Annotated in this window: 5 protein-coding genes, 2 tRNA genes and 3 rRNA genes; all 10 read left to right on the plus strand. The window is 37.0% G+C overall.

Annotated elements, in window-relative coordinates; all coding sequences use genetic code 11:
- Positions 1-85: 85 nt before the first annotated feature.
- The 10 genes from WHD08_RS12500 (at position 86) to rrf (ending at position 13241) form a co-directional block, all read left to right on the plus strand.
- Complete coding sequence (locus WHD08_RS12500) at positions 86-2626, plus strand: TonB-dependent receptor (protein ID WP_208890594.1); 2541 nt, start codon at positions 86-88, stop codon at positions 2624-2626.
- 13 nt (positions 2627-2639) lie between these two features.
- A complete protein-coding gene (locus tag WHD08_RS12505; RefSeq protein WP_208890593.1) occupies positions 2640-4241 on the plus strand; it encodes a choice-of-anchor J domain-containing protein in 1602 nt (533 codons plus the stop codon).
- Positions 4242-4344: 103 nt separating this feature from the next.
- The gene (locus WHD08_RS12510; RefSeq protein WP_208890592.1) at positions 4345-4767 is read left to right on the plus strand and encodes a hypothetical protein; all 423 of its coding nucleotides are present in this window, start codon (positions 4345-4347) and stop codon (positions 4765-4767) included.
- A 43-nt stretch (positions 4768-4810) separates the two neighbouring features.
- The gene (locus WHD08_RS12515) at positions 4811-5539 is read left to right on the plus strand and encodes a lysophospholipid acyltransferase family protein (RefSeq protein WP_208890591.1); all 729 of its coding nucleotides are present in this window, start codon (positions 4811-4813) and stop codon (positions 5537-5539) included.
- Between the two features lie 4 nt (positions 5540-5543).
- Positions 5544-6527, plus strand: coding sequence for an acyl-ACP desaturase (locus WHD08_RS12520; RefSeq protein ID WP_165734367.1), 984 nt, complete (start codon positions 5544-5546; stop codon positions 6525-6527).
- A gap of 1556 nt (positions 6528-8083) precedes the next feature.
- A 16S ribosomal RNA gene (locus WHD08_RS12525) occupies positions 8084-9601 on the plus strand.
- A gap of 84 nt (positions 9602-9685) precedes the next feature.
- A tRNA-Ile gene (locus tag WHD08_RS12530) sits at positions 9686-9759 on the plus strand.
- An 84-nt stretch (positions 9760-9843) separates the two neighbouring features.
- Positions 9844-9920, plus strand: a tRNA-Ala gene (locus WHD08_RS12535).
- 218 nt (positions 9921-10138) lie between these two features.
- Positions 10139-13023: ribosomal RNA gene (locus WHD08_RS12540) — 23S ribosomal RNA — on the plus strand.
- A 108-nt stretch (positions 13024-13131) separates the two neighbouring features.
- A 5S ribosomal RNA gene (gene rrf / locus WHD08_RS12545) occupies positions 13132-13241 on the plus strand.
- Together the 16S, 23S and 5S rRNA genes with 2 tRNA genes alongside form the textbook arrangement of a ribosomal RNA operon.
- Positions 13242-13762: the final 521 nt, after the last annotated feature.

The following is a 13762-nucleotide window of genomic DNA, read 5'->3' on the forward strand; positions in this document are numbered from 1 at the left end:
TTTGTTAAACCTTAACATTAAGTTAACATTAAACGTCTGTAAAAAGAGGAATTTTGCAGAACATTTAATAATATAAAATTAAACAATGAGAAATTTTAAAAACTTATTATTTGTAGCACTACTATTAGTAACGGCTACTGTTTTAGGACAAACTAAAATTACTGGTACGGTTGTAGATGATACAAACCAACCTTTACCAGGTGCAAGTGTTGTTGTGAAAGGCACAACAAACGGTACATCAACAGATTTTGATGGAAAATTTACGCTAACAGCAGATGTTAATTCTGGCACTGTCGTTATTTCTTTTATTGGTTTTACAAATAGAGAGGTTGCTTTTTCTACTTCAAAAGCTAATTTAAAAATGATTAAGTTAACTGAAGATGCTGGCGCTTTAGATGAAATAGTTGTTACTGCAACTTCTTTTGCTATTGGTAGAAAAACCCCAGTGGCAGTTTCTACAGTAAAAGCTGCAGATATTGAAGCAAAATTAGGAACTCAAGAATTTCCTGAAATTTTAAAATCTACACCAGGTGTATATGCTACTAGACAAGGTGGTGGTTACGGAGATGGAGATATTAACTTACGTGGGTTTAGATCTCAAAACATTGCTGTTATGATTAATGGTATTCCTGTAAACGATATGGAGAATGGAAATGTATATTGGTCTAACTGGGCAGGTTTATCAGATGTTACGTCTGCAATGCAAGTACAAAGAGGTTTAGGAGCTTCTAAAGTAGCTGTACCTTCTATTGGTGGTACAATTAACATTATTTCTAAATCTACTGATGCTATAAAAGGTGGTGCTATAACAATGAGTACTGGTAACAATGGGTATCAAAAATATGGTATGACTTTATCTACCGGTATGATGGATAATGGTTTTGCGGTAACTGCATCTGCTTCTAAAGTTTCTGGAGAAGGATATGTAAACGGATTACAGTTTGAAGGAACTAATTACTTCTTAAATGTTTCTAAACAAATTAATGATAATCATAAATTGTCTTTTAATGTTATTGGAACAATTCAAGAACATGGTCAAAGATTCAATAAAAGAACAATTGCACAATATAGAGCTACAGAACAAGGTGGTCAAAGATTTAATCCAGATTGGGGTTACAGAGATGGTAAAGTAGAAAATACTGCTTTTAACTCTTATCATAAACCTCAATTATCTGTAAATTATGATTGGACAATTTCTGATAAAACATTTTTAACTACAGCTGTTTATGCATCTTTTGGTTCAGGTGGAGGTAGAAGAACTCAAGGAACAAAATTTACAAATAATGATTATAGATTAGGAGATATAGATCAACCAATCGATTTTGATTTAATTGTAGCAGAAAATAAAGTAAGTGGTGCTTATGGAGCAACAGATATTTTTGCTTCTTCAGAGAACTCTCATGAATGGTATGGTATTTTATCAACATTAAAAACAGATCTAACAGAAACACTTACTTTTTCTGGAGGTGTTGATGTAAGAGATTATGTTGGTTCTCACTGGTACGAAGTAACAGATCTTTTAGGAGGACAATATTATTATAATAGCGATCTTAAAGAAAGAACAGGAGGTCAAGCGTTAAAAGTTGGAGATAAATTTAGTAAAGATTATGATGGTCATGTTGGTAGATATGGTTTATTTGCACAATTAGAATATAGTAAAGATGATTTATCTGTATTTTTCTCCTCATCTGTTTCTAACTCTGTATATAGTAAAGTAGATAGAATGTCTTTTGGAGCTGAAACTAGAGAGTCTGAATCAGCAGATTTCTTAGGATATAGTACAAAAGGTGGTGCTAACTATAATATTGATGATGTACAAAATGTATTTGCTAATGTTGGATATTTCTCAAGAGCACCTATTGCAGATCAAGTATTCAATAGTGATTATGATGTAGATTTATATGAAGGAGCATTAAATGAGAAAGTATTTAGTTTTGAATTAGGATATGGTTTTAAAACACAAATGTTTTCTGCAAACGTAAACTTATATAACACGTCTTGGTTAGATAGATTTATGACTTTTAGTCTTCCTGGAGCAAGTGGAGAAGTAATTACATCTAACGTAACAGGTTTAGACGCTTTACACCAAGGTTTAGAAATAGATTTCTTATTTAAACCAATTGAAAAATTAGCTGTTACAGGTATGGCTTCTTTAGGAAACTGGAGATGGAAAGATAATGCATCTGCTACTACATTTGATGAAGCTACTGGAGATGTTATATCTAGTGGAACAGTATATGCAAAAGATTTAAAAGTATCTAATGCTGCACAAACAACATTTGCTTTAGGTCTTAAATATGACTTATTAGATAAAACAAGTGTTTCTTTAGATTATAATTACGCAGGAGACAACTATGCAACTATGAATGTTACATCTAGAACAGATGTAGATGATAGTGGAATTGACACATGGAAGATGCCTAACTTTCATTTATTTGATTTAGGACTTAGACATGGTTTCGAAATAGCTGGCTTATCTTCTACATTAAATGCAAATGTGAATAATCTTTTTAATGTAGAATATATTTCAAATGCAGATAATGGTGATACTTCAGACTTTGACACTGCCCAAGTGTATTACGGAGCAGGAAGAACATTTAGTTTAGGATTAAAAGTTAAATTTTAGAAAAACATAAAGAATGAAAAAAATATTTTTATTACTAACAGTTTTTTCAATGGTGTTCACTTCTTGTGATCCATTAGAAGATATTTACGAAGAAGTTGAAGGAAGAGACATTGCAGGTGAAGTTATTTATACACTTACTGAAGATGATTATGAAACTTTAGAATTTGATAATCGTTACTTTAGTTCAGAAGATGAGGCAAAAGTAGCATTACCGGGTTTTTTATCCGAGAAATACCCACTTTGGGGTAAAGGATCTACAGCCTCAGTTTTATATAAGATAGAAACGTTAGGAGATTATACAGGAGCATCAGAATACTCTTTAGCTCTTACAGATTATCCATCTCATGTTGCAGACAACGCTGTCGCTTTTTATGAAAGCGAAAACGCAGTTGATTTTTTACCTACTATCTTAGAAGCTAACTTTGCATCAGCTGTAGAAGGAGATGTTGTTTTAGCTAAATATAACCAATATATTGGTGAAACTGTAAGCGGAACTACAGAGTTTTATTCAGCAGATTTTGCAGGGGAAAAATCTTTATTAGATTATGAAGCTGTAAGTGTTATTGGAGAGCAAACGTGGGTAGCTACTGAATATGGGATAGAAGTAACGGGTTATGATAGTGGAGAACGACATGAAAATGAAGATTGGTTAATTTCAACAGATATTGATTTATCTAGTTTTCCAAATTCAACGATTCAAGTTGATCAAACTTTTAATTATGGAGATCCTTCAGGGTTTAGTGTTTTAATCTCAACTGATTATACAGATGATGTTGCAGCAGCAACTTGGAATGTTATTGATTTGGTTAATACACCAGACGGAACTAGTTGGGACGGTATAGTATCAGATGAATATAGTTTAGCTGCTTATAATGGAGAAACTATCAATATTGCATTTAAATACACTTCAACAGAAACGAATGCGGGTACTTATCAAGTAAACCTTGTTTCTTTAAAAGCAGCAGGTGTAGAAGGTGAAACAAAGAGTGTTTCAGAATTTTATACTTTTGATGGTAGTGCTTGGGGATTATCTGAAGATATTTACTATTTAAGTGATGCAGACTTTATTTCTATGGGAGAAGGATCTGGTAGACCAGGACAACACGGTAATTTTTCTAGTTCAGTATCTCCGGGTGATTATTTACCAGCATTTTTAGCAAATAAATTTCCATATGCACAAGAAGGAGATGTATTTCCTTTAGTGTATAAATATTATAACGATGGAGCTCAATTAAAAGGAGATACATACATTTATTCTAATAGTGTTTGGAGTGATTTAAAGTATACTATCGATTTTTCACATGATGGTTCAATCTGGGCTCCAGCAACTAAATACGAACTTGTTGAAGCAGATTACACGTTAATTGCAGATACTTATAGAACTGTAGAAGGTTTTGAAGATGTGGTAGCTAATTTAGAAAGCTACGGTAACATTAGTACCTTTAATTGGGAAGATGATCAAATAGACGCTGCAATTAATACGGTTTTAAAAGCTCATTTTCCAGATGCAGATGAGGGGCAAAATTTTGATGTTATTGTATTTGTTTATAATGGATCTGCTCAAAATGTAACTTTTAATTATACTCTTTCATCAGGCGTTTATAAAAGAAGATAATATTATTTTTTTAAATAAATTCTTAAAACCACCTCAAATGAGGTGGTTTTTTTATTATTAAAATTAGTAACTTTACAGCTTTAAAAATCTATTAAAAAATATAATGAAAGACGTACATTCATATTGGGCTTATTTAGTATTAGCAATTTTAATCTTTACAGTATTTAATGCTATTACAGGTGTCATTAAAAAAAGAATATTTACAGACAAAGATTTAAGATTAGGGTTGTTTACCTTAATTCTATCTCATATTCAATTATTAATTGGTTTAGGATGGTATTTTATGTCGCCTTGGTATAAAGCATTAAAAGCTAACGGAGGTGAAGTAATGGGAGACAAAGCAGCAAGATTGTTAGCAGTAGAACATCCTTTAATGATGATTATTGCTATTGTACTTATTACAATAGGTTGGTCTAAACATAAAAAGAAAACAGAAGATACAGCAAAATTTAAAACGTTTGCAATCTTTTACGGAATTGCTTTATTATTAATTCTTTCTAGAATACCTTGGAGTAACTGGTTTTAATAACTAACATTTCTGCCTAAGTAGAAACCTTTATTAGAGTTCAATGAAAATTTTAAGTTATATAGTATCACCAATTTTTATATTGGTGTTTTTTTTAAGTCTAGTTATATTTCATCCATTACAATGGTTGGGTTTAAAAATATTTGGATATAAAGGACATCAGTTGGTGGTAGATTACATGAACTGGTTTTTATCCAAAACACTATTAATTCTAGGAGTCGTTGTAAAGGTTAATAATCCGTATAAGTTACCAGAAAATTGTTCACTTATTTTTGTGTCCAATCATCAAAGTATGTTTGATATTTCTCCAATTAGTTGGGCGTTTAGAAAGTATCAACCAAAATTTGTATCAAAAAAAGAGTTAGGTAAAGGCATACCAAGTATTTCATTTAATCTAAGGCATGGTGGTGCAGCATTAATAGATAGAAAAGATCCAAAGCAAGCCATTTCTGCTTTAATAACCTTTTCCAAAAGAATAAAGGAAAATAAATGGGGAGCTGTTATATTCCCAGAAGGAACCAGGAGTAGAGACGGTAAGCCTAAGCAATTTGCAATAAACGGACTAAAAGTCATCACAAAAGTCAATAAAGAGGGCTATATTGTGCCGATTACCATAAATAATTCGTGGAAAATTTTTAAATACGGAAAATTTCCATTAGGTTTAGGTAGTCCAATTACATTTACAGTTCATCAACCCGTAAAAATAAACACATTACCTTTTGATGAATTATTAGAAAAAACAGAATCAGTTATTAAAGAACACATAAATTAAAACCATGTCTATACACAACGTAAGAAAAGAAGTGATGCTAACTTTAGAAAAAAGTATGGATCGCTTTATGGAAAAATATTTAATCCCTGCAGAAAAAATCTGGCAGCCAACAGACTTTTTGCCTAATTCTCAAAAAGACTCTTTTATTACAGAAGTAGAAGAAATTAGAGAATTGTCTAAAGAGTTACATGACGATTTTTGGGTTGTATTAGTAGGAGATACTATTACAGAAGAAGCATTACCAACATACGAATCTTGGTTATTAGATTTAGATGGAGTATGTCAAGATCCAGACAATAGTTGGGCAAAATGGGTAAGAACCTGGACAGCAGAAGAAAACAGACACGGAGACGTGTTAAATAAATACTTGTACTTATCAGGGCGAGTAAATATGCGCGAAGTAGAAATTTCTACACAGCATTTAATTGCAGATGGTTTTGATATTGGTACATCAACAGACCCGTATAAAAACTTTGTATACACCAGTTTCCAAGAATTAGCAACCTATGTTTCTCATAACAATGTAGCTAAAATTGCACGTAAAAAAGGGCACAAAGCCTTGGCTAAAATGTCTAAGATTATTGCAGGAGACGAAATGCGTCACCACAAAGCATATACAGAATTCGTAAAAGAAATCTTTAAAATTGATCCGAGTGAAATGATGTTGGCTTTTCAACACATGATGAAATATAAAATTGTAATGCCTGCAATGCACTTAAGAGAATCTTTTGAAGAAAAAGGAACTCTGTTCGATGATTTTTCTATCGTTGCACAAAGAGTTGGTGTTTATACAGGTTTCGATTATGTAGATATTATTAGAAAACTAAACGAAGCTTGGGAAATTGATAAAATTACCAATCTTACACCAGAAGCAGAAAAAGCAAGAGATTATCTAATGAAGTTACCAGACAGAATGTACCGAATTACAGAAAGAATTGTAGTTCCTCAGACTGACTTTAAATTCAAATGGATGTTAAATCCTAGTTAGTATTAGAAGTTATTTCCTGTTAGGAGTTTATCTTGAACGAAGTCGAAAGGTTATATTTTTTTGTGAAAAACAAAAAGGTTAAGAATATCAACAGTTATTCGAACGATTACAATCAGGGCTATGTAGTCATTGTAAAGCAAATGTTTTGTATGATCTAGTAATCTTATATAAGAAAGATCAGCTCCTTCAGGTTTCAAAAACCAGAAGGAGCTTTTTTATTTTAATACAATTATGTTTTCGATGATCTATCTGCTGTTTTTTTGTATTTATTAGAAAGTGCTTTCTTGTATTGAGGTCTAATGAAGGAGTTGTAATTGGAACTTTCACAAAAAACTCAAAATTTGTCACTTCGAAGTATTGAGAAATCCCATTACAGTGATAATGCCAAACTGTATGTAAAAGATGTATTGTAAAAAAAGATATAGTTAATTAATTAGTAGTTCTAGATAGGTTCAGAACCTAATTCGATGAGTTTATAAGAAAACACATCATTGCGAGTAACAGTCGTTTCAAAGAACTAAGCAATTTTGCCTTTTACTTATATCGAATAATAAATCATTTCAAAAGTGTTCCTCGCATATATTAGATCTTATGTTCTTTCTTTCTTTTTGTAAAACCTTATATTAAGAAGATCATTCTAACACTCCGAGGATAATTAACCCAAGTGATTCTTGCCAGAAAAATCATATCAAGAACTATTATTGCGCCAGAAATAATGTAATTCTTAATAAACTAAACACATTTCAACCACACTATTTCATAGAACACCCCATATTTTATCAAACCTCAAACAACAAAAATGTCTATTTCCACTAAAATTGACACTACATCCAGCCTATGATTTCTATGTTCCTATGTGTTAAAAACAAGCATCCACCACCAAAACCACCCTAATCCCCAAAAACCTCAAAATAACTTCAAAAAAACTTCCTTCATAACCTGCTAAAAACAAGTTCGTTAAAACCTATTGTAAAATTAAATTAAAATAAAGGTAAAAAAATAGTTGTTAGATTAAAAATGAGTTGTAAGTTTGCACCCGCTAACAGTAATATCACACAGTTAGCAACGTTCATTGAGGAGTTGTAAGTAAGGTGAGGATTAGTCTTTTATCTAAATAAAATGTCAAAATTTTATTAAAAATAAAATAACAATTTCCTTAGGTTTATAATTAAAAAGAGTTGTATGTTTGCAGTCCGAAATTTTCGGCAAAAAAGTTCAGAGATTTTTAGTTTTACAGCAAACAAAAACAAATAAAAAAAAAGTTTAATTTTTTTATTGTCAGATTAGAAATAGTTTGTATGTTTGCAGCCGCTAAGAATTACAGCAAAAACGATCAAAGAAAATTTGGAATGACTCTTAAGAAAGTCAGTTAGTTCGAGTCTAACATTTCTACAAAGTTTTATTTAGGAAGTAACTTTTTAAGTTGCAGATTAAGATTAAAACAAAGTTCATTGAAAATATTGAAATTGACAGCGTAATTAAAGAGTAGAATAACCATGTTTAGATTTATTTAAACAAATTCTTTTGAAACTTATTCATTAAAATATTTAAAATATACAATGAAGAGTTTGATCCTGGCTCAGGATGAACGCTAGCGGCAGGCTTAACACATGCAAGTCGAGGGGTAACATTGTGCTTGCACAGATGACGACCGGCGCACGGGTGCGTAACGCGTATAGAACCTACCTTTTACTGGAGAATAGCCTTTAGAAATGAAGATTAATGCTCCATGGTATTGAGTTTTGGCATCAAAACTTAATTAAAGATTTATTGGTAAAAGATGGCTATGCGTCCTATTAGTTAGATGGTAAGGTAACGGCTTACCATGACTTTGATAGGTAGGGGTCCTGAGAGGGAGATCCCCCACACTGGTACTGAGACACGGACCAGACTCCTACGGGAGGCAGCAGTGAGGAATATTGGGCAATGGAGGCAACTCTGACCCAGCCATGCCGCGTGAAGGATGACTGCCCTATGGGTTGTAAACTTCTTTTATACAGGAAGAAACACTGGTATGTATACTAGCTTGACGGTACTGTAAGAATAAGGACCGGCTAACTCCGTGCCAGCAGCCGCGGTAATACGGAGGGTCCGAGCGTTATCCGGAATCATTGGGTTTAAAGGGTCCGCAGGCGGTCAATTAAGTCAGAGGTGAAATCCCATAGCTCAACTATGGAACTGCCTTTGATACTGGTTGACTTGAGTCATATGGAAGTAGATAGAATGTGTAGTGTAGCGGTGAAATGCATAGATATTACACAGAATACCGATTGCGAAGGCAGTCTACTACGTATGTACTGACGCTGAGGGACGAAAGCGTGGGGAGCGAACAGGATTAGATACCCTGGTAGTCCACGCCGTAAACGATGGATACTAGTTGTTGGGCATTAGCTCAGTGACTAAGCGAAAGTGATAAGTATCCCACCTGGGGAGTACGGTCGCAAGACTGAAACTCAAAGGAATTGACGGGGGCCCGCACAAGCGGTGGAGCATGTGGTTTAATTCGATGATACGCGAGGAACCTTACCAGGGCTTAAATGTAGTCTGACAGCTTTAGAGATAGAGTTTTCTTCGGACAGATTACAAGGTGCTGCATGGTTGTCGTCAGCTCGTGCCGTGAGGTGTCAGGTTAAGTCCTATAACGAGCGCAACCCCTGTCGTTAGTTGCCAGCAAGTAAAGTTGGGGACTCTAACGAGACTGCCTACGCAAGTAGTGAGGAAGGTGGGGATGACGTCAAATCATCACGGCCCTTACGTCCTGGGCCACACACGTGCTACAATGGTATGGACAATGAGCAGCCATCTGGCAACAGAGAGCGAATCTATAAACCATATCACAGTTCGGATCGGAGTCTGCAACTCGACTCCGTGAAGCTGGAATCGCTAGTAATCGGATATCAGCCATGATCCGGTGAATACGTTCCCGGGCCTTGTACACACCGCCCGTCAAGCCATGGAAGCTGGGAGTGCCTGAAGTCGGTCACCGCAAGGAGCCGCCTAGGGTAAAACTGGTAACTAGGGCTAAGTCGTAACAAGGTAGCCGTACCGGAAGGTGCGGCTGGAACACCTCCTTTCTAGAGAAAGATGGTGAGTTACAAAAAAAGGTCATTTTTACTCTTTGCTGTTAATTTTATAATATAAGTATTTTAAGCTATTATAGTCTCGTAGCTCAGCTGGTTAGAGCGCTACACTGATAATGTAGAGGTCGGCAGTTCGAGTCTGCCCGGGACTACAAAAAGCAAAAAAGTACTAAGGAAATTCTGGAAGTAAGAGGATTCTACATTCATAATTTAGGATTTATTCTGAATTTCATAATGGGGGATTAGCTCAGCTGGCTAGAGCGCTTGCCTTGCACGCAAGAGGTCATCGGTTCGACTCCGATATTCTCCACCAGGTCAATTAACAATGACCATTTAACATTGATCAATTTTGAATTGATAATTGTTAACTGATAATTGTGTAATTGAAAGAAAGTTCATTGACATATTGGTAAAATGATATCGTAAGAATCAAATAGATAGAGAACAATTAGAGCAATCTAATTAAATAATTTTTTTATAAAAATATAAAAGAGTTCATTATAGTATGGAAACATACTGTAGCAAAAAGTACAATAAGTTAAGTAAGGGCGTATGGCGGATGCCTAGGCTCTCAGAGACGACGAAGGACGTGATAAGCTGCGAAAAGCTACGGGGAGGGGCACATACCTTTTGATCCGTAGATATCCGAATGGGGCAACCCGGCATGTTGAAGACATGTCACCACGTAAGTGGGGTAAACCCGGTGAACTGAAACATCTAAGTAACCGGAGGAAGAGAAAACAATAGTGATTCCGTTAGTAGTGGCGAGCGAACGCGGATTAGCCCAAACCTATTTTGTTACGGCAAAATAGGGGTTGTAGGGCCACGATATTCGAAGATAAGTGAATTAGAATTGTTTGGAAAGACAAACCATAGAGGGTGATAGTCCCGTAAAAGTAAGCGAATTTTAGATAGTGGTACCCTGAGTAGTGCGGGACACGAGTAATCCTGTATGAATCCACCGGGACCATCCGGTAAGGCTAAATACTCCTGAGAGACCGATAGTGAACTAGTACCGTGAGGGAAAGGTGAAAAGAACCCTAAGTAAGGGAGTGAAATAGAACCTGAAACCGTACGCCTACAAGCGGTCGGAGCATCATTTATGGTGTGACGGCGTGCCTTTTGCATAATGAGCCTACGAGTTACTGTTTCTAGCAAGGTTAATTGATTAAGTCAAGGAGCCGTAGCGAAAGCGAGTCTGAATAGGGCGATTTAGTTAGTAGTAGTAGACGCGAAACCGAGTGATCTACCCATGGGCAGGTTGAAGCTGTAGTAACATACAGTGGAGGACCGAACCAGTTGACGTTGAAAAGTCTTTGGATGACCTGTGGGTAGGGGTGAAAGGCCAATCAAACTCGGAAATAGCTCGTACTCCCCGAAATGCATTTAGGTGCAGCGTTGAGTAAAAGTTTTATAGAGGTAGAGCTACTGATTGGATGCGGGGGCTTCACCGCCTACCAATTCCTGACAAACTCCGAATGCTATAAAATGTTTCTCAGCAGTGAGGGCATGGGTGCTAAGGTCCATGTCCGAGAGGGAAAGAACCCAGACCATCAGCTAAGGTCCCCAAATATATGTTAAGTTGAAAAAACGAGGTGAAATTGCTTAGACAGCTAGGATGTTGGCTTGGAAGCAGCCATTCATTTAAAGAGTGCGTAACAGCTCACTAGTCGAGCGATTTCGCATGGATAATAATCGGGCATAAACATATTACCGAAGCTATGGATTAACGTTGAAAGACACGTTAGTGGTAGGGGAGCATTGTAATCAGCGTAGAAGGTGTACTGTGAGGTATGCTGGAGTGATTACAAAAGAAAATGTAGGCATAAGTAACGATAATGGGGGCGAGAAACCCCCACACCGAAAGACTAAGGTTTCCTCAGCGATGCTAATCAGCTGAGGGTTAGTCGGGTCCTAAGGCGAATCCGAAGGGAGTAGTCGATGGATAACAGGTTAATATTCCTGTACTTCTTATAATTGCGATGGGGTGACGGAGTAATGAAAGCACCGCGAACTGACGGAATAGTTCGTTGAAACATGTAGCTATTAGAACTGTAGGCAAATCCGCAGATCTAGGTGAAATGTGATAGTACCAAGCGTCTTCGGACAATTGGATAGCGTGCCTAAGGGCTTCCAAGAAAAACCTCTAAGCTTCAGATTATAAGAACCCGTACCGTAAACCGACACAGGTAGTTGGGATGAGAATTCTAAGGTGCTCGAGAGATTCATGGCTAAGGAACTAGGCAAAATAGACCCGTAACTTCGGGAGAAGGGTCGCCCATCTTCGGATGGGCCGCAGTGAAAAGGTCCAGGCGACTGTTTATCAAAAACACAGGGCTTTGCTAAATTGAAAGATGATGTATAAGGCCTGACACCTGCCCGGTGCTGGAAGGTTAAGTGGAGGGTTTAGCTTCGGCGAAGATCTGAAATGAAGCCCCAGTAAACGGCGGCCGTAACTATAACGGTCCTAAGGTAGCGAAATTCCTTGTCGGGTAAGTTCCGACCTGCACGAATGGTGCAACGATCTGGACACTGTCTCAGCCATGAGCTCGGTGAAATTGTAGTATCGGTGAAGATGCCGATTACCCGCAGCGGGACGAAAAGACCCCGTGAACCTTTACTATAGCTTAGTATTGGCTTTGGATAAGTAATGTGTAGGATAGGTGGGAGACATTGAAGCGGCGTCGCTAGGCGTTGTGGAGTCGTCCTTGAAATACCACCCTTTGCTTATCTAGAGTCTAACTCAGAGATGAGGACAGTGCTTGGTGGGTAGTTTGACTGGGGTGGTCGCCTCCAAAAGAGTAACGGAGGCTTCTAAAGGTACCCTCAGTACGCTTGGTAACCGTACGTAGAGTGCAATGGCATAAGGGTGCTTGACTGAGAGACATACAGGTCGATCAGGTTGGAAACAAGAGCATAGTGATCCGGTGGTTCCGCATGGAAGGGCCATCGCTCAAAGGATAAAAGGTACTCCGGGGATAACAGGCTGATCTCCCCCAAGAGCTCATATCGACGGGGGGGTTTGGCACCTCGATGTCGGCTCGTCACATCCTGGGGCTGGAGAAGGTCCCAAGGGTTGGGCTGTTCGCCCATTAAAGTGGCACGCGAGCTGGGTTCAGAACGTCGTGAGACAGTTCGGTCTCTATCTGCTGTGGGCGTTAGAAATTTGCGTGGATCTGACTCTAGTACGAGAGGACCGAGTTGGACTGACCTCTAGTGTACCTGTTGTTTCGCCAGAAGCATAGCAGGGTAGCTACGTCGGGAAGGGATAAGCGCTGAAAGCATATAAGCGCGAAACCCACCACAAGATGAGATTTCTTTAAAGGGTCGTTGGAGATTACAACGTTGATAGGTCATAGGTGTAAAGGCAGTAATGTCATAGCCAAGTGATACTAATAACCCATAGACTTATGTACGCTTCCCGCCGAAAGGCGGGAGCACAGACTCTTTATTTATTACGAAAAAAACGATATTATTTTACCATATGTCAACTTATACAGTTGAAGCAATTTAGCTGAAAATTTTAGGGTGGTTATAGCATTGGGGCTCACCTCTTCCCATCTCGAACAGAGAAGTTAAGCCCAATCGCGCCGATGGTACTGCATTTATGTGGGAGAGTAGGTCGCCGCCTTTCTTTAATACGGAATAAACTCCGTATCTATAAACCTCAATTCTTCGGAATTGAGGTTTTTTTTGTCCTAAACTGAAATTATAGTTGTTTTTTGTAAGCAATGCATTAGATAAAATCATCTATTTATCATTTGACGGTAGGAAAAATTTCACATGCTTGATCATACACTACTTTATAGTGTTATGTGATTTCTCCCAAAAGGTCGAAAAGACAAATTGGTGTGAATTCTGTTAATCTGTGACGGTACTCGTTACAAACGAGCACTAGCCGGGAGTAAAGATTGTAATAAAAATCCTTTGTTTATTTTATTTTTATTTTTTTTCCAACTTGAAGTTATTTTTGACTCTTACAGGGATTAATTCATGATACCTGAGATGTTTAAACAAGTTCAGTATAACTAATTTTGGTTCATTCTCTAGAACTGCAGTATTATTTCTGAATTGCATTCTTGTTTTGCGTGAAGGATAGAAGTGGAAAGCCCACAGTGAGGGACGAACGAGGACTTGTAGCGGATAGCCTGACCA

The sequence above is a fragment of the Polaribacter sejongensis genome (genome assembly GCF_038024065.1).
In the GTDB taxonomy this organism is placed as follows: Bacteria; Bacteroidota; Bacteroidia; order Flavobacteriales; family Flavobacteriaceae; genus Polaribacter; species Polaribacter sejongensis.

Coding starts and splice junctions, on each gene's coding strand:
- WHD08_RS12520 (WP_165734367.1), top strand. CDS start 5,544: ATGTCTATACACAACGTAAGAAAAGAAGTGATGCTAACTTTAGAAAAA.
- WHD08_RS12505 (WP_208890593.1), top strand. CDS start 2,640: ATGAAAAAAATATTTTTATTACTAACAGTTTTTTCAATGGTGTTCACT.
- WHD08_RS12510 (WP_208890592.1), top strand. CDS start 4,345: ATGAAAGACGTACATTCATATTGGGCTTATTTAGTATTAGCAATTTTA.
- WHD08_RS12515 (WP_208890591.1), top strand. CDS start 4,811: ATGAAAATTTTAAGTTATATAGTATCACCAATTTTTATATTGGTGTTT.
- WHD08_RS12500 (WP_208890594.1), top strand. CDS start 86: ATGAGAAATTTTAAAAACTTATTATTTGTAGCACTACTATTAGTAACG.